The organism is Methylocaldum gracile, from assembly GCF_053646815.1.
This window is the reverse complement of record NZ_CM132196.1, coordinates 260788-281638: the sequence shown is the minus strand read 5'-3', so window position 1 is coordinate 281638 and position 20851 is coordinate 260788. Positions and strand designations below refer to the sequence as shown.

The 20851-nt window shown below is 52.7% G+C and carries 15 protein-coding genes; 6 read left to right on the top strand and 9 right to left on the bottom strand.

Features of this window, described 5'->3' with window-relative positions:
* Nucleotides 1-34 precede the first annotated feature (34 nt).
* Nucleotides 35-2017 (top strand): ThiF family adenylyltransferase, encoded by a 1983-nt coding sequence (locus tag ACWJJK_RS01240; protein WP_434131339.1) that lies wholly within the window; start codon nt 35-37, stop codon nt 2015-2017.
* A 33-nt stretch (nt 2018-2050) separates the two neighbouring features.
* Here ACWJJK_RS01240 and ACWJJK_RS01235 read toward each other — a convergent pair whose 3' ends face one another.
* On the bottom strand, nt 2051-3493 hold the full coding sequence (locus ACWJJK_RS01235) for a DUF1302 family protein (protein WP_086134691.1): 1443 nt from the start codon (nt 3491-3493) through the stop codon (nt 2051-2053).
* A 32-nt stretch (nt 3494-3525) separates the two neighbouring features.
* Complete coding sequence (locus ACWJJK_RS01230) at nt 3526-4203, bottom strand: ABC transporter ATP-binding protein (RefSeq protein ID WP_077730762.1); 678 nt, start codon at nt 4201-4203, stop codon at nt 3526-3528.
* Nucleotides 4204-4529: 326 nt separating this feature from the next.
* Here ACWJJK_RS01230 and ACWJJK_RS01225 point away from each other — a divergent pair, with 326 nt between their 5' ends.
* On the top strand, nt 4530-5300 hold the full coding sequence (locus tag ACWJJK_RS01225; protein ID WP_077730761.1) for an outer membrane lipoprotein-sorting protein: 771 nt from the start codon (nt 4530-4532) through the stop codon (nt 5298-5300).
* A gap of 111 nt (nt 5301-5411) precedes the next feature.
* Here the strand turns inward: ACWJJK_RS01225 and ACWJJK_RS01220 are convergent, their stop codons facing one another.
* Nucleotides 5412-6623, bottom strand: coding sequence for an ABC transporter permease (locus tag ACWJJK_RS01220; RefSeq protein ID WP_454128560.1), 1212 nt, complete (start codon nt 6621-6623; stop codon nt 5412-5414).
* Between the two features lie 32 nt (nt 6624-6655).
* Nucleotides 6656-7819, bottom strand: coding sequence for an ABC transporter permease (locus tag ACWJJK_RS01215; protein ID WP_205780788.1), 1164 nt, complete (start codon nt 7817-7819; stop codon nt 6656-6658).
* Between the two features lie 681 nt (nt 7820-8500).
* Here ACWJJK_RS01215 and ACWJJK_RS01210 point away from each other — a divergent pair.
* Both ACWJJK_RS01210 and ACWJJK_RS01205 read left to right on the top strand, forming a co-directional pair.
* Nucleotides 8501-9766, top strand: a complete 1266-nt coding sequence (locus tag ACWJJK_RS01210; RefSeq protein WP_077730758.1) for a glycosyltransferase — start codon at nt 8501-8503, stop codon at nt 9764-9766.
* Nucleotides 9767-9836: 70 nt separating this feature from the next.
* A complete protein-coding gene (locus ACWJJK_RS01205; RefSeq protein ID WP_168175439.1) occupies nt 9837-10508 on the top strand; it encodes a DapH/DapD/GlmU-related protein in 672 nt (223 codons plus the stop codon).
* Between the two features lie 203 nt (nt 10509-10711).
* On the opposite strand, the gene prsT is transcribed toward ACWJJK_RS01205, so the two are convergent.
* The 5 genes from prsT to ACWJJK_RS01180 form a co-directional block, all read right to left on the bottom strand.
* Nucleotides 10712-13507 carry an XrtA/PEP-CTERM system TPR-repeat protein PrsT gene (gene prsT / locus ACWJJK_RS01200; protein WP_086134688.1) on the bottom strand — a complete coding sequence of 932 codons (2796 nt, stop codon included), beginning with the start codon at nt 13505-13507 and terminating at the stop codon, nt 10712-10714.
* A 573-nt stretch (nt 13508-14080) separates the two neighbouring features.
* A complete protein-coding gene (locus ACWJJK_RS01195; protein WP_156880141.1) occupies nt 14081-14980 on the bottom strand; it encodes a PEP-CTERM sorting domain-containing protein in 900 nt (299 codons plus the stop codon).
* 472 nt (nt 14981-15452) lie between these two features.
* Complete coding sequence (locus ACWJJK_RS01190) at nt 15453-16136, bottom strand: O-methyltransferase (protein ID WP_077730754.1); 684 nt, start codon at nt 16134-16136, stop codon at nt 15453-15455.
* A 209-nt stretch (nt 16137-16345) separates the two neighbouring features.
* Entirely contained in the window at nt 16346-17986 is a 1641-nt protein-coding gene (pgi, locus tag ACWJJK_RS01185) for a glucose-6-phosphate isomerase (protein ID WP_454128559.1), read from the bottom strand.
* Between the two features lie 169 nt (nt 17987-18155).
* Nucleotides 18156-18563, bottom strand: coding sequence for a bacteriohemerythrin (locus tag ACWJJK_RS01180; protein WP_077730752.1), 408 nt, complete (start codon nt 18561-18563; stop codon nt 18156-18158).
* Between the two features lie 208 nt (nt 18564-18771).
* Between ACWJJK_RS01180 and argH the strand changes: the two genes are divergently transcribed.
* Complete coding sequence (gene argH, locus ACWJJK_RS01175; RefSeq protein WP_077730751.1) at nt 18772-20169, top strand: argininosuccinate lyase; 1398 nt, start codon at nt 18772-18774, stop codon at nt 20167-20169.
* Complete coding sequence (locus ACWJJK_RS01170; protein ID WP_240502538.1) at nt 20166-20792, top strand: histidine phosphatase family protein; 627 nt, start codon at nt 20166-20168, stop codon at nt 20790-20792. The genes argH and ACWJJK_RS01170 overlap by 4 nt, the downstream gene beginning before the upstream one ends.
* The last annotated feature ends 59 nt before the right edge of the window (nt 20793-20851 follow it).

The window sequence follows — 20851 nt, the reverse complement described above, 5'->3', positions numbered from 1 at the left end:
AAGTGAAATTGCGCTTCGGATCACACAGGCTCTTATGAACTTCGATTATTTGTCCGCGTTCTCTAGAAATATCGGCTGGATAACTTGGGAAGAACAGCAGATTTTACGGTCCAAACGCGTCGCCATAGCGGGACTCGGCGGTGTCGGCGGAAGCCACCTGTTGACGTTAACGCGCCTCGGCGTTGGCGGCTTCAGTATCGCCGATATGGACACTTTCGAATTGGCAAACTTCAATCGACAGGCCGGCGCCGATCTCAATGCGATCGGGCTGTCGAAAGCCGAAGTGATGGCGGCAAAGGCGCGTGAAATCAATCCGACCCTCGATCTGCGATCATTTCCCGAAGGTGTTACCGAATCCAACTTAACGTCTTTCTTGGACGACGCTGACCTTTACATCGACGGGCTGGACTTTTTCGCGCTAGATATGCGAGCCAAAGTCTTTGCCGCTTGCGCAACACGGGGTATCCCCGCGATCACGGCAGCGCCGCTCGGAATGGGCGTAGCGCTGCTCAATTTCCTTCCCGGCCAAATGACGTTCGAAGAGTATTTCGGACTGGAAAACCAGCCGGAAAACGAAAAAACCGTTCGCTTCCTGATGGGGCTGTCGCCGGCGATGTTGCAGACACCGTATTTGGTCGCCCCCGACGCCGTCAATCTAGCCCTGCATCGTGGGCCCTCAACCGCCATGGGATGCGAACTGTGTGCCGGAGTTGCAGCGACAGAAGCTTTGAAAATCCTACTCCGAAGAGGCAAAGTATTCTCCGCACCATGGGGCGTTCATTTCGACGCGTACCGCAACAAACTGGTACGTACCTGGAGACCCGGAGGAAACCGAAACCCCTTGCAACGAATCGGATTAAGGATTGCGAGAAAAAAATTTATGGCGAAGCTGTCCGAGTGCCCTTCAGCGCAAACCGAACCACAACGTTCCTCTCTCGAGCGCATTCTCGAACTTGCCCGGTGGGCGCCCAGCGGCGACAACACTCAGCCCTGGCGGTTCGAGATAGTCTCGGATAACCGCGTCGTCATCCATGGGTTTGATACCCGCGATCATTGTGTTTACGACCTTAAGGGCCGGGCCAGCCAAATTGCGATCGGCGCTCTTCTTGAAAATCTCGTCATCGCCGCCAGCAGCCACGGGTTAGCCGCCAACTGGTCTCTACGTCCAGAGTCCAGCGAAACAGCGCCGACGATCGACGTTCATTTTTCGCCCGATCCGGCGCTCAAGCCAAGTCCTCTTGCTGCTTATATTCCCATTCGCGCCACTCAACGCAGGGCGATGAAACGGCGGCCACTTTATCCCCAAGAAAAGATGCGGCTAGTCGAAAGCCTAGGTAACGATTACACGGTCTTGTGGCTGGATAAACCTGAAGATCGGCTACGGACTGCGCGACTGATGTTTCGAAACGGAAAAGTTCGGCTTACGATGCCGGAGGCGTATGAGGTTCATAAGAACGTCATTGAATGGAACACTCAGTATAGCGAAGATCGAATTCCCGACCGGGCCGTAGGATTAAACCCGCTAGCTCTCGGACTCATGAGATGGGCCATGAGGAGCTGGTCGACGGTCAATTTCCTTAACACCTATTTCGCCGGAACCGTTCTGCCGAGGCTGGAATTGGACTTGATCCCCGGAATCTTTAGCGCCGGGCATTTCGCTCTCATTGCGGATAAGCCGCCAACTTCAGTCGGGGACTATCTTTCCGCAGGTCGCGCTTTGCAGCGCTTTTGGTTGACGGCCACGCAACTTGGTTTGCAGCTACAGCCGGAAATGACTCCCTTGATCTTTGCCGGCTACATCCGAGAATCGATCAAGTTCACTCGTGTGGACGCTGTCGAGAAAAAGGCAAAACTATTGGCAAACGAGCTAACTGCTCTTTTGGGAGATGAGTGTGTCGAAAGAGCGGTATTTATGGGCCGGATTGGAGAAGGAAAACCGCCAAAAGCACGCTCGATCCGCAAACCCTTGTCCGAGCTTCTGGTGACAGGGAATATCAACACGCGATTGGTAGCGTGATTGATCGATCGGGCAAGTCGCAGCGCCAAGAGATTAAAACGAATACCGAAACTCGCCGTATACCCTGTCTTTGGCATCGAACTGCCCGAACAGTCCGGTAGGTTGGCCGCCGAAAATATCGGCGCCGACTACCATTCGCCAGTTCCTCAGAAACTCCCAAGTCACCTTAGCCTGCACATTCCAATCGGACCGATTGAGACTGTGTATGAAAAGCACCTCCGGCTCCACTTTCGGATGAAAATACCGCGTGCTGACCAATGCGGATACACCGCTCTCTAACTCGTCAGGAATCATGTGCTGATCGTGGTGGCTGAACCAGCGTTGAAAAAACTGCAGGTTGAGGCGCGTATCTTCCAAAAAGCTGAAATCGAGCCCGAGGATGTAATCGAGAAAATCCTGAGACACCAGTCCATCCGAATCCATGAGCCGAGTCGTCAAAAAAGGCTGATCCACCGTATAAACAGCCTCGCCTTTCAATACAAAAGGACCAAAGTCTTTGGCAAGCGTGCTACCGACCTGATGAATTCTCTTGTGAACGGAGCGATAGGTAATCGTCGGCGCAGGAGCCAGCACGATGTTACGCGCGAAGGCAGGAGAAAGATCCAGACCGCTGTAATAGAAAAGCGAAGTATCCCAGCCAGATTGAAGATAAGATAGCCTTAATCCGTAAGCGGTATTTTCAAAGGTATTGTTGGGCCGCTGGTCGTTCTCGATTACCGTCGTGAATCCCGGCGTCGGAGGTGGATTAAAAGGGAAGAATTCCGAACCGACTTTGCCGATATCGTTGTAGGTCATATAAGGAATCCATATCGCTTCGCCATGGAATCCTCCTTTGAAATACTCGGCCCGCATGGCCCACTGAGGAATTCGTAGTAAATCAAAATCGGGAAGCACGAACTGGCGCAGATCCTTCGCAGAGACGACATCGGCGAAAAACAATCCCACCATTTCGCCCCAGATGATGTGCTGACGTCCGAAGCGGAAATCCCAATCCCCGGCGGAATAATCGAGATAGGTTTCACGAAACATCGGCTCGAAACGTTGGTCGTGACGCACCGATTCAGGATAAAAATCGGTCAAATCGTAAATCGCGTCATACATAAGCCGGCCGCTCGCCTTCCACTTCAGACTGGCACCCCAGCTACCGTGAGTTCCCAGTTCCAGGAGGTTACGAAACTTCGACCAATGGTCGGGCGACGCATAGGTGTAAGCGAGTTCACTCTGAAAAAAGCCGTTCAAATCCGGCCAACGGAGCGGGCGCGCATCATCACCCGTCTTCCGCTCAACCTCAAACAACTCATCAACCGATGCCGGTTCTTTGTTTTCTGTTTTTTCGTCTTTTAGATCAAATAGCTCGTCTACGGAAACCGGCGCTTCCTTCTCCAGATCAGCAGAAACGCCGTCTGTCGAGTTGAAAAGCCAAGTAAGAGCCAAGATGCCGTACAGACAGAGACGAGATGATCGCGGGTACTGCACAAGAGAATTCTCCAAATCGGGAAAGCACGCGTTTATGGAACTATTATCCGGCCGTCACTGATTCTCACGACCCTGTCCGCCATTTCCATAACTCGATGGTCGTGGGTCGAAAAAATGAAGGTCGTTTTTTCGTCCCGATTGAGTTGCTTCATCAACTGCAAGATGCCTTCACCGGTCTTGGAATCAAGATTAGCGGTCGGCTCGTCCGCCAGCACGATGACAGGATGCCCGGCCAGGGCTCGTGCAATCGCGACCCGCTGGCGCTGGCCACCGCTAAGTTCCGAAGGTTTGTGCTTAGCGAAATCAGCAAGCCCCACCACGACCAGGTAATGGGCTACACGCCGGCGCCGCTCCTTGGGCGGGATATCCTTTCTATACAAGAGAGGATATTCGACGTTCTCCCACGCGGAGAGAACCGGTAGTAAATTGAAGGTCTGAAAGATGAAACCGAGGGTTCGAGCTCGAAGATCGGCCAATTGGTTAGGTGTTTTCTTGCTCACCTCTTCATTGCCGATGTAAATTTCTCCCCGCGTCGGGGTATCGATGCAACCGATTAAGTTTAGCAAGGTAGATTTTCCGCTCCCGGACGGCCCGGCTATCGCCATGAACTCGCCTTCCCCAACCCCCATGGAGACGTCCCTAAGAGCTTCGACCGTCTGTTTTCCTAACTTATACTCCTTCCATACGTGTTCCACGCGAACCTTAGTCATGTTAGCTGTTATAGTCTGTGTGAAGTTACCCTACTATATTTATCGTATCCGAACATTGTCCGATAAGGTCAAACAACAAGCTTTTTGAAAAGGCACCCCTAGCGCTAGTAGAAGGTACTCGAATTAGGTAAAAAAATGCGGATATCCTTCAAAAATTCTTATCAATAGAAGTAGTGAGATTATTTCCCAGATTTCTCCGGGACGGATGGCGACAAGCGTAAATCCGACGGGGGAACACCCCGATATCCTAACGCTTCCGAAGCGACCAGCTTAGACCGTCACCGTTCATAAAGCATAGCCGAGCTTAGCAACATCTAGGAAACAACATGCAAACCTCTATCGCCCGACGATTCGCTTTTGCCGCAGCCGTTACCCTATTGTCAAACATAATATTGTCCGGCTCGCTTCGAGCCGACGACGTACCGGACCCGGCCGAGATTGTGGCAGCGGCAGATCGCATTCGCTTCCCTCAAGAAGGATTTCAGGTCGATATCTCCATCACCACGACTACCTCGGACAGCGAACCCGATGTGCGCGAATATCGTGTTTTATCGAAGGGTAACGAAAACACCGTGATTTTAACGACCGCACCGGCCGCCGACCGCGGGCAAATCATGCTCATGCGGGGGCGCGACTTTTGGGCTTTCATGCCCTCCGTATCGCAACCGATTCGTCTCCCCTTATCACAAAAGTTGACAGGCCAGGTGGCAAATGGCGATTTGGCCAGAGCGAATTTTACCGGCGACTATAATCCAAAACTTTCAAGAATCGAAGAAATCAACGGCCGAGAATATTATGTGCTTGAACTTAGCGCCGTAGATAGAGGCGTCACCTATCCGAGGGTGCTGTATTGGGTTGATAAGAAAAACTACAACCCATACAAAGCAGAATTCTACACCTTGTCAAACCGGCTATTTAAAACCTGCCGATTTCAAAAATTCGAATCAATGGAGGGAGAAGTACGCCCTACTCAGCTAGTAATGGAAAATGCTCTGAAAAAGGATGAACGATCGATCTTGGATTACAGAAAAATGAAGCTCAGAGATTTGCCCGACAAGGTTTTCACAAAGGACTATTTAAAGAAAGTTCAGGAGTGATCGCCATCCAACCCCACACTGTAGCCTCTATAAATCCATTAAGAGCCCTGTCTCCGTAGGCCATTCGCCCTGAGCCGAGTCGAAGGGTTTTATGACCTACCGGGATAGGTTCTAAATATTGCTCCGTAAAGCCTCTACTATAGGCGTATGAATAACCCTTCGCGCAGGCACCACGACAGCAAGAGCCGTCGCCAAAAACCCAACCACAAAGGCTACGCCAAGCACATTCGGAACAACGCGTACGATAGCCGTGTATCCCATATCCGAGTTGGGCGGCGGCGGCATTGGGATACCGAAAGCAGATATTCCCCCAGCCAGTAAAACGCCGACAAAGACTCCGACCGCCGCACCTATAAGCCCAAGAATGGAATATTCCAGAACAATTAACTTAAAAACATCGAAAGGTCTATTACCGAGAGCCATAAGCGTACCAAACTCACCTATGCGTTCGTGAAGCGCCATGTTTACGCTATTGGCCACGCTTAAAAATACCATGATCAAAATAATGATTTCCAAAACGGTGAACTGTCGCTGATACATATCGACCGTTTTTTGATAGAAATCCGCGAGCACGAACCAAGGTTTTACCTCGTATTGCTCTGACGATAACTCTGCCATTAACCTTTTGACAACACGATCAGTATCCGCCGTATCATTCAATGCGAACACCAGTGCGTGGATTCCCGGGGTTGCTAAAAGATCCTGGGCAGAACCTAGGGAAATCCGAACGGCGCGATCATCGAAATCCTTCGAAAAACTTTGAAATACTCCAACGACGGTAAATTCAAGGCTGTTTAGAGCACCCTCCGGCGTATTGACGAGGAGTGTCAGTGGATCCCCCGGTTTGACCTTGAGTGCATGGGCAAGACCTTTTCCTACCAAAATGGCCATCGGGTCCGAGTCGCTCAGCGGCTCCCCCTCCACAATCGACAACATACTTCCAACCTGTTTCTCTTTGGTTGGCTCGACGCCCTCCCCCAAAATCGGGTAATCGGAGTGTCCGTTATTCACAAGGCCCGAAAAACTTACACGTTTCATAACCTCGGCAACTTCCGGCCACGTGCGGAATCGGTCAACGAGCCCGTCAACGTCCTCCATCAGGAATTTATAAGGATCGCGGCGGCCGATGGTCGAGAACCCACTTCTGTATATCTGCAAATGTCCCAGCTGAGAATGTATCGTCGACTCGCGCAGCTGAACAAAAATGTCTTCGATAAATCCGCCGACTAATGAGATACCCGCGACGCCTAAGGCAATTACCGTCAGCGTCAGAATAGATCTTACGGTCTGTCGAAATAGATTTCTAAGCGCGAATGTCAGCATGGATTAAATCAGCGAGATGAGGCGCCATCCGGTTAACGTGACTTTCTCAATGCCTCGACTATGACAAGCCGGGAGGCCTTCCACGCCGGAAATACACTGGCCAGAAAAGTGGATATCAGGGCGACTAGCACGGCCTTGGCGATCAACGGCCCGGTGATAAATATTTCAGCTGTATAACCGGTGCTCGTGCCTGGAGCCGGCGGCATGGGAATACCAATTGCCGATATGATCGCAGCCAAACCCCAACCGATCGAAACGCCCAACACGCTACCGATAACTCCCAACATAAGCGCTTCAGCGAGAAAAAGCCTGACGATTTCCAATCGTTTGAGCCCCAAGGCCATCAATGTGCCGATTTCGCTTGTACGGTCCATTACATTCATGATCAGCACATTCGATATACCCAGCAAAATCATGAATCCAATAATGCCTCCCAACACATTCATTTGCTGGGAAAAAAGCCTCACGGTCTTATTGTAGAAATCGGCGAGATCGTACCAAGGAATGAGCTGGAACTCTCCGGTCTTTTCGATGAAAAGCTGCTGAATTCGCTTGAGTATTTTTTTAGTATCTGATGTGTCGTCAAGCAAGACGGTCCATCGGTGAGCCCCCGACACTCTAAGAAGTTTCTCTGCCGTAATCAAAGGTATGCGCAAAGCGGAATCGTCGAACGCCTTATTCGCCGTCGAGAAGACCCCAACGACATTAAGCTCCACCGCATTTATCCCTCCGGAAACGGTATTTGCCAGCAAAACCACTTTGTCGCCCGATTTTATGCCCAAATTAGCGGCGAGACCGTTCCCGATAACTGCGCTTAAGGGTTGATTCGGATCGAGCCCCACGCCCTCTTGAATGGAAAGATCCGGTTTAAATGCTTTCTCTTTCTCGGGATCTATACCTTCTCCAATAAAACCAATCGTTGTATCCCCATGACTAAGCAGCCCATTGAAACTAAGCCGTGGCGCCACCACCTTTATGCCGGGCAGTTTCGCCAGCACTTCAAGCTCATCGACGGAATGCGGCAACAGAAACCTGTACGGATCCGCCGCGCCCCGATCCAAATAGCCAGGCCTGACGACTTGGATATGGCCGAGCCGAAAAAGAATCGTTGATTCCCGCATTGCCCAGAAAATCCATTCGATAAATCCTCCCGCAAGCAGCAGAGCAATGATGCCTACACCAATCCCCGAGAGCATGATCGAGGTCCGTCTCGGTTGCCTCCAAAGGCTACGTAACGGCAACTCTAGACTTGATTTCATGGGCGAGAAGCTCTTTTTGCAAAAAAGATTTCTAAGGAAGCTCTGATCCAATCGCAAAAACACACAATGAGGAGCGTTTTTAGGATGACAATAATCACTACATCTTGGAATAAATCAGAGGTTCCCTAACGAACCAAGATGGGCGGATGGTCGATAGTAACTGCCTGTCGCGACTATTTTAGTGTATAAGGCAAGGGAATGCCGCGTGATGGCTTGGCTTACCCTTTCCATTTCATCCTCGCCCGCAAAATCCCTTACGGCGAACATTGCCGAAATGCAGGCTCTAGAACGAGCCTATTGGACGACACCACAGACCTGGGGGTGCGCTCAAAGGCGTTAACATTGCGCTGTCCTTCCTTAATTCGCCGCCTTACAACAGGACAATCGACGCATCAATAGCCAATTGGCCAAAAATTTAGTTTCGCTTCTCGGTTAATGTTAATCCATGAGAAGTGATTGAGGGCGAATAAACAACACAGCGATCCATGGATAATCTGCAATACTGTTTTCGACTGAAGGTTGAATCGAGATAGCCGGTTTGAACTGTCGCTATCCCGACCGCGCTTCCAACCCGAGCCACCGTCAGTTCGCCCTAAGTCCAGTGACCTGACCGAATCGATGAAAAAGACTGTAAAGATTTTTGACAAATCCGATTCTTTTAGAAGCGCTCAACAGCACCTCAAGCCAAAAAAACGCATTCTCTTTATTGCCGAGGCTGTGACGCTCGCCCACGTCGCCCGTCCCTATGTTCTCGCCAGCAGCTTGGATTCTGGGGACTATGATGTTCACTTCGCCTGCGACGGCCGCTTTGATGCTCTTTTCTCAGATTCTAAGCTTGCCAAGGTGTCTATACGGTCAATTTCTCCCCCCGACTTTCTCGATGCACTTGCCAAAGGTAAACCGGTTTACGATACACCTACGCTACGGCAATATGTTAAAGACGATCTAAGGCTCATCGAGCACGTCAACCCCGATCTTATCGTCGGCGATTTTCGTCTTTCACTGACTGTAAGCGCCCGCCTCGCAAAAGTCCCTTACGCCAACATAACCAATATTTATTGGAGCCCCTACGCAGTCCAGACATACCCTGTGCCCGAGCATGTTATGGTGCGCCTGCTCGGTCCAGCGCTCGCTCAACCCCTTTTCGATTTTATGCGGCCGCTCGTATTCGCCTCCCACACCTTACCTCTCAATCGGATTCGAAAGGAGTTCGGGCTAACATCGCTCGGATCGGATCTCCGAGTGACGTACACAGACGGGGATTATGTTCTTTACGCGGATATACCTGGGCTAGTCAAAACGACCGAACTACCGCCCAACCACTACTATCTCGGACCTATCCTATGGTCGCCCGAGACCTTTAAACCCGATTGGTGGTCACGGCTAGAAAGACACCAACCCATAATTTACCTGACGCTCGGAAGCTCCGGCGAAACTCGCCGATTGCCGGAGCTCGTTGCGGAGCTCTCGAGCCTACCGGTAACGCTGCTTGTCGCGACGGCAGGCCGGTTTCAGCTGAAGAATCTACCACCTAATGTATTGTGCAGCGATTACTTACCCGGCGACGACGCAGCAGCGATTGCCGATTTGGTGATCTGTAACGGCGGAAGCCCGACAACCAATCAGGCATTGAGCGCAGGCGTCCCGATACTCGGCATATGCGCGAACCTAGATCAATACCTTAACATGCAGGCGGTGCAACAAAATGGAGCAGGACGCCTATTGCGTGCGGGAACGATCTCCGGCATCGAGATCGTCAAAGTGGTCAGAGAAATACTGACAAATCTATCGTACAAAACAGCAGCAGAGAAACTCGGACGGGCATACCGAGAATACGATGCCTCTGCTAGATTCGCCGCCTTTACGGACGAGCTGCTGAGATAATTTTCCAACCTTGCTATCGCGACCTTGTAAATTTGCCGCGTAGCGCTTCATGCCAACGGGGGTAATTCGCATGAAAACACGACCGATCGATTTCGTCTTATCCGGCCTTATCCTTACCTTGCTCTTCTCCGTAAGCCTTTTCTCCGTTGCCAAGCTGTTCGCGCCTCTGACCCGGGAATTGGCCCCCTATAACGTCCTCACCGATTTTTTTCTGTTTCTTCTGGCCTACGGCTTTTTGTCCGGTTTGACGGCTCGATTGATGCTGCGAATCAAGCCGTTCCAGCCCGGCTGCTATTCAATGGATGACCCGATCTTCACTTACTGGAAGCTGTTCACCGTAGTGTGCGAATTCGGCCGGGGCGCCTGCTTGCCGTTTTCGGTGGTATTCGCTAAGCCGCTGATTGCCGCCTGGTTCGGAGCAAAAATCGGCAAGGATATCGCGCTGGGAGGCCGATTAGTCGATCCCCAGCTCATCTCGATCGGCGACGAGGTTATTATCGGGCAAGATTCCGTGATCACGGCACACACGATAACCAGCGGCAAGCTAATCCTGGGCGAGGTCAGGATCGAAAACGGAGCTACCGTAGGGGTCAACGCAGTAATAATGTCCGGGACCGAAATAGGCGAAGGTTCAACGATCGCAGCCGGTTCAGTTGTGACACTGAATACAAAAATTCCGAAATACGAGCTTTGGGGAGGCATTCCTGCCAAAAAGATCAAAAACATCGATCCTTCACTATAACTCCAATTCCCTCATTGCCGTACTACAACGCCGGTACAGATTCGTCGGTGCCCGATAATCCTCTCCTGCATCTCTGCTATGAAGTAATCCGAAGAGCCGTAACCGTGACGAGGCTCATATGGATACTCAACTTGTTTGAGCCCTCTATCCTCGCCGACGCTACAACAAAGTGACAGACCTCCGATCAATAAACATCTACTCGGCTACGGGTTCGAGGCCAAGCGCCTGCGCATAGCCTCGGCATCCGAACGCTCCGCAAATTTGTCTTCCTTTTGCAGAATCTTGTCCAGGATTTTCGCTGCCTCTTGACGCTGTCCATCAGCACTTAATATTTGAGCCCGATGGAAGAGAAAAGAAACATTTTCCGGCTGCTTAGCCAAGGCCCGATCAATATTGGCCATAGCCCGTTTGGTGTCCTTGTTGCTCAACAGGGTCATTGCAAGCGTGTCCAGCACCTCCGGATCCTCGGGTGCTAAAGAATGCGCTTTTTCTGCATGCTTCAACGCTTCTGCGGGGTCAGTCTCACGCATGAGATAAGCAATATTGTTCAACAATAATGAATTATTGGGGTATTTTTCCGCCAACATTTTGAATTTGGCGACAGCATCCTGAGAGCGTTGCAACTTCATGTAAAGCTGTCCTAACTCAGCTAGGGATACTGTATCATCGGGATGCTCTTCAACCCACTGTACCACTTCTTGAAGGGCCGCCTCCTTTTCCCCCGCCTGCCAGCGCGCGCGCGACAGCCGCAAAAGATTAATACTGGTTTTGTTAGCCGGTGCAAGCTCAAACAACCGCTGATATGCAGAAGCTGCTTCGGAATAGCGCCCTGCCAACTCGGCCAGTTCTGCTTCCACCAGAACGATCTCCGGAACATCTCCACCAAAACGTTTTTTCAGTTCCTTTACCCGTGTCTCGGCATCTTTGATGCGTTTTTCCTGAATAGCCATACGGGCCAAGGCAATGCGCGCAGGGACAAAGGAAGGATCCTGAGCTTCAGTCTTTTCCAAAGCATCGCGTGCCATTTTTCGATCGCCGAGACGGTCATAGGCCTGCGCCATAAGGAAATGCACTTCGGGTTTCTTATGCCCGAGACTCTCAAGGCTCTTCAGGCTCGACACGGCATCGGACCAGCGGCCGGTTGCTAGTTCGGCCTCGGCCAGCATGCCCAGAAGCTCCTTGCTTTTCGGATACGTCGACCGAACTTCCGATAAGAGTTCAAGTGTTTTCTTGGGATTCTTAGCTTTGAGATAGTGGCGTCCAAGGTACAGTCGCGGCAGCAGCGCCTTTGGATCGCGTTTGACCGCCTCCTCCAGAGCCGCGGCCATGGCCTCGATGTTTCCTTGGGTTGCTTCCAGTTTAGCCAGATTCGTTAACACGCCCACATCATCCGGATGATGTTTCAACGCTTGCCGGAAATATCGCCTCGCCTTTTCGAAATCTTTCTCTTGAACGGCGATTGCCGCCAGCGCATTGGTAGCCGGCACATTAGCCGGGTCCAATTCGATCGCGCGCCGCAGAGCGGCAGACGCCTTGTCGGTCTCTCGTCTGACCAGATGCACCAAACCCACCAGCGTATTTGCCCCTGTTGAATCAGAATGGCGACTGAGATATTCGGTCGCGACATCCAGCGCCTGATCGAGTTCCCCCTTGTGAAGGTGCAAGGTCACGACGCCACGTACGGCACCCTCGAACTCCGGATCAAGCTCCAGCGCCTTTTTCAACTCGGTCATGGCGCCCTGAAGGTCGTCCTCCTGAACAAGCCCCCCGGCCAGGCGTGTACGTGCCTCGGCCGATTCCGGCTGCGCGGAGACAATCTGTTTCAGGTACTCAATACTTTCACCTTGCTTGCCTTGCGCCTTCAAAGCGTCCGACAGCAAATTCATCACCTGGACATCGTTTGGCGCTTGTTTCAGCGCCTCTCTGGCCAGCTTTTCCGCGCTGGCAGGATCGCTATTCTGTACTTCCAAGTGCACCAATAGAGACTGAGCCTTTACATTGCTCGGATCATGGCTCAAATATTTTCTTAGATAATCTTCTGCCTGGGCTCTATGCCCCAGTAGGCCGTGAGCCGCGCCGCCGTAAAGCAAAGACGGGAAATGGGAAGAATCCACGGCCAAAGCCGCATCGAAAGCTTCCTGCGCCTCGGCGACACGCTTTTGTTCGAAATTCAGCAGCCCCCTGGCGAAATGAAGTGCCGCAGAATCCTTAAGCCGTTTGCCGACTTCGTCGAGATCCGCCGCGGCCTCATCGTATTTTTTTAAATGAATACGCGCTACGGCTCGGGCGACGAGAGCCGGGGCACGCAGAATGCGGTCCTCCGCCGCTTTGGAATACGCCTCCTCTGCGGCTTCAAAATGACTCTCCTGGGTTTCGATGTAACCGAGAAGCTCCCAGGCCGGCCCGTATTTCAGGTCGGCGGCGAGCGCTTTGGAAATCCATTCCCGTGTCTCGGGAATTTGCCCCTGCCTCCCGTGCAGACGAGCCATCGTCAGCAGCGCAGGGGCGAAATTAGGTACTGCGTCCAAGGCTTCACGCGCGAGCTTTTCAGATTCGGAGTTTTCTCCGCTGCGCAGCCATGCCTCGGCTTTGATCGCGAGCAGATTGCCTCGGAGCTCATTCGACGCGCTTTCAGGAATTTCAAGCACTTGGACATCACCAAGCCGCCCCTGCTCGAGTAAGCTCGTCGCCAGCCAAGGCTCCAAGTCAACTTCACCGGCTCCCATTTCTCGGGCACGCAGCAATTCCTTTTCGGCGCCTGCCCAATCTCCCGCCTGTACGTAGGCACGCCCTAGTAACAGCCGAGCTTGCATGTTGTTCGGTTCGGATTGAAGGACGGTCTTCAGCTCGATAACCGCCAACCGCACATCGCCTTTTGCGAGCGCCTCGTCAGCCTGCTTCAGACGCTGTGCCGGAGAAATATCGCCGCAGGCAGACAACAGCAGCAAAATCGAAAAGACCGGGATTTTCAATCTTCGTCCGAGAGAAATAAGAGTCATGAAGCATCTCCAATGTTCGGTTTACAAATGACCTAGAGGCTAAAGACCTATTGGGAAAATGACTGAAATTATTAATCAGGCCCGTAAATACCCTCCTGGTATTTCGGGCCGCCGCCCAGGCCGGTACACGCCCGGCCTGGGCTCACGCGGCTTGTCGCCGCGCCGGGGCATCCCTGCCCCGGATTAACCCCAATCCGATTCGTCACATGATTGTAAGGCATCTTTTGGGCAATCGGAGCAATTAGGGCTCAAACAGCAATATTGAGAAAAGAGATTGGCGCCAAATCTCGCACGGAGCGTTCGCTGACTCAGCACAGAACTCTTCCGAAGTCGGAAGATGCTTCGTCCCGTTCAAGCACAATCCGAATGGTGGTGTTTAGTAGGCGGTAAACAAGAAAAGAATCCATTGAGAATGCAATCCCTTTATCGAATGCTTAGCCAGGCCGAAAGCCGAAAAAAGCCAGCATGTCCACAGACCGCAAGCACAAAAAAAAGCGGTTCTGCCGCAATGACAGAACCGCTTAACTTATCACCAGAGCCCAGCCGATAACGCCGGGCATTTACCGGTTGGTGTTATACTGCGACAACCTTGCCGTTCCGGCGAGAGAGTCCTGCCGCAACCAGGCCGATACCAAGCAGTCCCAGCGTCATGGGCTCAGGAATCGTTTCGACGCTATCCAAGCGTAGATCCAGGTTTGCGGTTCTAGGAGCCGAGCCGCCAGCAACGTCATCACCGGTATTCAGTGCCACCTGTAGTGCGCCGAGGTTAGCAAGATTTGCCGTACCGCCGGAGCCGCATTCGATGGCGACTACGCCATCTACATAGGGCGACGTTCCGGTAAATCCGCATAGAGAACCATCCATAAAGGCCGCAAAGGGAATAGTAGACGTGTGCGGAGAAGGTACGCAACCGGGATCGAGCGGACCGCTAGCGTCCACACAGGTAGCGGCCAGCGTAATTTTGGTCCACTCATCATCATCCGTGAAAGCTTCGATGCGGAAGAACCATCCGAGATCCGATTCGATCGTGGTTAATTGAAAGGCATGAATGGTGCCGCCCGAAGTTAAATCGAACCCGCCTAAACCTGTGGTATTAAGCGCGATATCCTGATCGTTGCCGTCCCACTGGACAATAGCTTCGCCCGTTACACCCGAATCGTTGCTGAATCTGAATTGACCACCGCTGACGACGGCTAACGACCGGGAAACAGTATCATCGCAACCAGTGATACAGTTTGCCCAAATGTCACGCTGACCGCCCAGCACAGTCGACAAACCAGTGCCCGTGCTGCTAGCCACCCCGGTACCGGGAAGAGTCGTGGAATCGCCGTTCCATGCTGCCCCGCTAGTAGTATCGATGGCGGACTGATTTCCCTCACTAAAAAGATCAACCGTGCCGCCGTAAGCCGACGTACTCAGCGCAAACAGCAGGGGCGCGGCCGCGCCTACGATATGCTTCAAATAAATCTTCATGATATGTCGCTCCCAGATAGCATCAGAGTATTAAGTTAATGTTATGCCGAAGTCTGACTTAACAACGTCGGCCTAATCGCACCGACGTATCTGCGATTTTTGTGCCAAGGCATAAAGATTATTTATAATCAATCACCTACACGCAACGAGCAACGCCCACGTAACATTTTCCGCTAGAAGTGTAAAAATTACTGACAGATATAGTGATCTACCGACACAAAGCGCGACAGAAGGAATGCCTCAAGTCCAACAAACGGCTCTGTATTCACTATCAAGGCTTAAGACTCGGATGGACATCTCGCAGCGAGGAAACCTAGTGTCAATGTACTTTACGATATCGCCACCAGAAAGTGACGCGCGCCAGAACGCTTATCAGGGACCAATGCAACCAGCAATAAACGTTGGCCAAATCGGTCTCAGTCGGTATGGATAGTTCCACACGCGATCTGACCGATCCCAAGAGTTTTGCCTTCTATTTTCTTCGGGCAACGACCACGCCATCTCGGGTCGGGTTGATGGACGCATCGAATTCCGGATCGTTGAAGATAAGTCGGTTATGTTCGCGGATAGCGTCGGTCCAGCCGGGAACGATGTCGACGGGGTTTTCGGCAGCAACACGACCGTGCCACAAGACATTGTCCGCAATATAAAGCCCGCCTGGCCGGATACGCTCGCGGGCAAGGCGCCACACTTCGGGATAGTCGCCCTTGTCCACGTCGTTGTAGCAGATATCGAACTCGCCCTCGGTAGCCTGGAAGACGGTCTGGGCAAAGCCGGTTCGGAAATCGACGCGGTCCCACAGCCCGGCTTGGCTGAGAAAATGTTCCGCCTTGGAGAGATTGTTCGGATCGCCATCGCTACAGATCACCCGCCCGTCCGGCCCGACGGCCTCTGCGAACCAGTAGGCGGAATAACCGTAACCGCTGCCGAATTCGAAAATGCGCTTCGCTCCGATACTTTTGGCGAGGACCTTCAGAAACAATCCGACCAGACGCCCGACGATGGGAAAGTTCTGCTGACGAGCCAACTCTTCCATCTCCACGAGAACCGGGGTGTCGGCCGAACCGGCGAGAGTGGTCAAGTAACGTTCGATGTCCGGATGTACCGGCGTTAGCACGCTTGGATTGCTTGCCGTAGGATCATTGAGGTCGGTCATGCCGTAACTCCTTTAAACACGCTGAAGAGAGTCGCCGCCCCCTGGTGCAGTCCATTGTTTATTCGATCAGATCAGACTTACGCGTAGTTCCTGAGAGTAGACCCTTATTTTCGGAACCGGCACGGTCCGCTCTCCGTCAAGAGAAAGGACGAATGGGTCGTTTTCTCTTGACGGGAATACATCGCGTGGATGGGTTCATGACCGTCACCCTAGCGTAATTGCTTGTAGTAATTGATCAGACCGTTGGTGGAAGCGTCATGAGACGAAACCGCACTGTCGTCGGTCAGTTCCGAAAGAATGGTTCTCGCCAGCCGTTTGCCCAACTCGACCCCCATCTGATCGAAGGAGTTGATGTTCCAGATCGCGCCCTGAGTGAATATCTTGTGCTCGTACAAGGCGATCAGCGATCCCAGAGTTTCCGGGGTCAGTTTTCGATAAAGAATTGAATTGGATGGTTTGTTGCCGGGGAAAGTTTTCGCAGCAGCGAGTTCCGTCAGTTGCTCACCGGTAACGCCCCCTGCTTCGAGCTCGGCCGTCGCTTCCTCGGTGGTCTTGCCACGCATCAACGCCTCCGGTTGAGCGAGGAAATTCGAAATCAGTGTCTCATGGTGCCGGCCGAGACCGTGATGGCTTTGCGCCGCAGCAATAAAATCGCAAGGAACCAGCTTTCGGCTTTGATGGATCAACTGATAAAAGGCATGCTGTCCATTGGTGCCCGGTTGGCCGAAGATAATCGGGCCGGTGCTGTAGGCGATCAGATGGCCTTCGATATCCACCATCTTGCCGTTGCTTTCCATATCGACCTGCTGAAGATGGGCCGGCAAATCTTCCAGATATTGATCGTAGGGCAGAATGGCATATGATTCGGCGCCGAAAAAATTGGCGTACCAGATGCCGAGCAACCCCATGATCACCGGAATATTCCGCTCGAAGGGCTCCGTTCGGAAATGCTCGTCCACCTTGTGGGCGCCGGCCAACAGTGCTTCGAAAGCATCCATGCCGACGGCCAAGGCGATCGGCAGGCCGATGGCCGACCACAGCGAATACCGGCCGCCCACCCAGTCCCAGAATTCGAACATATTGGCGGTATCGATGCCGAATTCGGCCACTTTTTCGGCATTGGTGGAGACCGCCACGAAATGCTTCGCAATAGCGGCTTCATCGTTGATTTTGGCCAGAAACCATTCCCGCGCCGATCGGGCATTCGTCATGGTTTCCTGCGTGGTAAAGGTTTTGGATGAAACGCAGAACAGTGTGGTTTCGGGGTTGAGGTCCTTCAGGTTCTCGACAAGATCCGCTTCGTCCACATTGGATACGAAGCGAACGCGCAGCCGGGGCTGCATATAGGGCAACAGCGCCTTCACCACCATTTTCGGCCCCAAATCGGACCCGCCGATGCCGATGTTGACCACATCGGTGATGGCTTTGCCCGTACATCCCCGCCATTCACCGGAACGCACCAAGTCGCTGAACCGACGCATCTGCGTCAAAACCCGATTGACATCGGGCATGACATCCTTGCCGTCGACGAAAATCGGTCGATTGGATCGGTTGCGCAAGGCCACGTGCAATACGGCACGGTTTTCGGTGACATTGATCTTGTCGCCACGGAACATGGCGGCAATTTTTTCTTTCAATCCGGCTTGCCTGGCCAGATCGAGCAATAGCATCACGGTTTGTTCCGCGATTCGATTCTTAGAATAGTCAAACAGCAGGTCGTCAAGGCGCAGCGAAAAACGCTCGAAACGGCGAGGGTCTTCAGCGAACAGATCCCGCAGATGGAGATCGCTGATTTCACGGTAATGTCGATTGAGCGACTGCCAAGCCGGAAGGCAGGAAGATTGGGTCATCTACAAGATCCGAGTTCGTTATTTTCTCCCCAAAATGCTACTACAGGCAACGAAGTGAATAAATCATGAATAACGAAGATTGCCGGCATCGAGGCCGGCAATCTTTAGGATGACGAGCCTTAAGCTGCGAAATGAGGAAAAACGCAGCCCTTAAGTCTGTCTGCCGGCGTCAGGCAACGCCCTTGCCGTTAAAAAACGGACCGTAATGCTTATCGATGTTCGGAATGTGGTTGACGAGCCAGTCTTTGACGAACGTGGTCGTTTCCGGGGTAATGTCGAGCGCTCCGGCATGGAATTTCTTCTGAACGTCGAGACAAGTCTGCACCAGCTCGTCATGCTTGGCTTTATGCGCCGCGTAATCCGGGTATCCGTGAGCCTGCATCAAATCTTCTTCGGTCTTGAAATGCATGGCTACATAATCGATCAGTGCATCGAGTTGACGCCCGACTGCCTGCCGATCACCCGATGCGACGGTATCGTGCAAGCCGTTCAACATGGCGAAAATTTCCTGATGTTGATGGTCGGCTTCACTGACGTTTGTTCCAAATGCTTCTTTAGTCCACTCTATTAGGGCCATCGGATTTGTCTCCTGAATATTGAATTTGTTCAGTGATCTGTATGCCGAATAGGCCGAAGAACTGTATAACGGCCGCGTAGACGTACTTTTGACTTAAGTCAAGTCTTGGCGATTTACTTTCCGTATCAGTCAACTGAAAATCTTCGAAGAATAACCACTCCGGTTATAATGACTGGAACAAAAGCCGTTCTCTTTTAACAAGATCCCGATGAGCAGCGAACCAAAACCTTGGGCAGGCCGCTTTACCGAAGCCACCGACGCCTTCGTAGAAGCTTTTACCGCATCCGTTGACTTCGACAAACGTCTGGCCCCGTACGATATTCGAGGCTCCATTGCCCACGCCTCGATGCTGAAACGGATCGGCGTCTTAAACGAAGAGGAATGCGAAACCATTACGGACGGATTGGAACAAATCCTTGCGGAAATCGAACGCGGCGAATTTTCCTGGTCTGTTAAGCTCGAAGACGTCCACATGAATATCGAGGCCCGCCTTACCGAGCGTATCGGCGAAGCGGGGAAGAAGCTGCACACCGGCCGATCCCGCAACGACCAGGTAGCCACGGACGTCCGACTGTATCTGCGCCACGAAATCGACCGGATCACCGGCGAAATCCTTCGGTTTCAGCAGGCCTTGCTCGATTTGGCGGAACGCGAAGCGGATACCATCATGCCGGGATTCACCCATCTCCAGGTGGCCCAGCCGGTAACCTTCGGCCATCATTTATTGGCTTGGTGCGAAATGTTGGCGAGAGATTACGAGCGCCTGCTCGACTGTCGAAAGCGCGTCAACGTCATGCCTTTGGGCGCGGCAGCCCTGGCCGGCACAACCTTTCCGCTTGATCGATTCTATACCGCCGAACTGCTCGGCTTCGACCGACCGGCTGCGAATTCTTTGGACGCGGTCAGCGATCGCGATTTCGCCATCGAATTCACGGCCTGTGCCAGCCTCATCATGATGCACTTGTCGCGATTCTCCGAAGAACTGATTCTATGGACATCGGCCCAGTTCGGTTTCATCGATTTGCCGGATGCCTTTTGCACCGGCTCATCCATCATGCCGCAGAAGAAAAACCCGGACGTACCGGAACTCGTCCGGGGCAAATCGGGGCGCGTCTTCGGACACCTCATGAGCCTGCTGATACTGATGAAAAGTCAGCCCTTGGCATACAATAAGGACAATCAGGAGGACAAGGAACCTCTGTTCGATACGGTGGACACCTTACGAAATTGCCTGCGGGCTTTTGCCGACATGATGCCCCACGTTCGACCGAATCGTGACGGCATGTACAAATCAGCGCAGAAGGGCTACGCAACGGCCACGGATTTGGCGGATTACCTGGTTCGGAAAGGGGTTCCGTTCCGAGATGCCCACGAGATCGTCGGCAAAGCCGTGCGCTTGGGCATCGAAACCGGACGCGATCTTTCCCAGTTGTCATTGACCGAATTGCAACAATTGTCTGTTACGATCGGACCCGATGTTTTCGAAATACTGACGCTGGAAGGTTCCGTCAGCGCACGCAAACACTTCGGCGGAACCGCTCCTGAACAGGTCAGGGCGGCCGTAAAGCGAGCTCGGCAGCGTCTCGAGGAGGTGGCTAAGACTTGATTACCGACGAGCGCGTCTCAACTCTCATCGACTTGATGCGCCACGGCGAGCCCGTGGGCGGAAGCCGTTACCGCGGACAGATGGACGATCCCCTAAGCGACAAGGGCTGGTCGCAGATGCGCGCAGCCGTCGGTCAGCATCACCCATGGGAGGTCATCGTCACCTCCCCTCTCGCCCGCTGCCAAGCCTTTGCCGAAGAAATGAGCGAGCGAAGCCGCATTCCACTGGAAATCGAACCGCGATTGAAGGAAATCGGTTTCGGTGTATGGCAAGGGAAGACGCGGGAGGAAATTACTCAGTACGATCCCGGCCTGATCCAGCGTTTTTATCGCGATCCGATGACCAATCGCCCGGACGATGCCGAGGGGCTCGCAGAATTCAGAAGCCGCATCGTTTCGGCTTGGAACGACATTCTGAACCGCCACGCCGGAAAGCATATTCTCATTATTTGCCACGCCGGCACCATTCGCATGGTGCTCGCCCATATTTTGGACATCCCTTTGTCGAACCTATTTCGAATCAAGGTCGCCACCGCAGGAATCACACGGATCGAATGCCTGGAGCAGGGAGAAGAGTTTCTGGGGCAACTGGTTTTTCACAGCGGTTCGCTGCACGCACTTTAACCTTTGAGGTTGTGAAAAACCCGTCGCGAGCGGCCCATATTCGCTATGAAAAGCGCAGC

What these genes read in the sequence shown, in the direction of transcription:
- prsT (WP_086134688.1), bottom strand. Translation starts at nt 13,507, where the DNA reads ATGACTCTTATTTCTCTCGGACGAAGATTGAAAATCCCGGTCTTTTCG.
- ACWJJK_RS01215 (WP_205780788.1), bottom strand. Translation starts at nt 7,819, where the DNA reads ATGCTCTCGGGGATTGGTGTAGGCATCATTGCTCTGCTGCTTGCGGGA.
- ACWJJK_RS01225 (WP_077730761.1), top strand. Translation starts at nt 4,530, where the DNA reads ATGCAAACCTCTATCGCCCGACGATTCGCTTTTGCCGCAGCCGTTACC.
- ACWJJK_RS01240 (WP_434131339.1), top strand. Translation starts at nt 35, where the DNA reads ATGAACTTCGATTATTTGTCCGCGTTCTCTAGAAATATCGGCTGGATA.
- ACWJJK_RS01230 (WP_077730762.1), bottom strand. Translation starts at nt 4,203, where the DNA reads ATGACTAAGGTTCGCGTGGAACACGTATGGAAGGAGTATAAGTTAGGA.
- ACWJJK_RS01210 (WP_077730758.1), top strand. Translation starts at nt 8,501, where the DNA reads ATGAAAAAGACTGTAAAGATTTTTGACAAATCCGATTCTTTTAGAAGC.
- argH (WP_077730751.1), top strand. Translation starts at nt 18,772, where the DNA reads ATGAGCAGCGAACCAAAACCTTGGGCAGGCCGCTTTACCGAAGCCACC.
- ACWJJK_RS01220 (WP_454128560.1), bottom strand. Translation starts at nt 6,623, where the DNA reads ATGCTGACATTCGCGCTTAGAAATCTATTTCGACAGACCGTAAGATCT.
- ACWJJK_RS01180 (WP_077730752.1), bottom strand. Translation starts at nt 18,563, where the DNA reads ATGGCCCTAATAGAGTGGACTAAAGAAGCATTTGGAACAAACGTCAGT.
- ACWJJK_RS01195 (WP_156880141.1), bottom strand. Translation starts at nt 14,980, where the DNA reads ATGAAGATTTATTTGAAGCATATCGTAGGCGCGGCCGCGCCCCTGCTG.
- ACWJJK_RS01190 (WP_077730754.1), bottom strand. Translation starts at nt 16,136, where the DNA reads ATGACCGACCTCAATGATCCTACGGCAAGCAATCCAAGCGTGCTAACG.
- pgi (WP_454128559.1), bottom strand. Translation starts at nt 17,986, where the DNA reads ATGACCCAATCTTCCTGCCTTCCGGCTTGGCAGTCGCTCAATCGACAT.
- ACWJJK_RS01205 (WP_168175439.1), top strand. Translation starts at nt 9,837, where the DNA reads ATGAAAACACGACCGATCGATTTCGTCTTATCCGGCCTTATCCTTACC.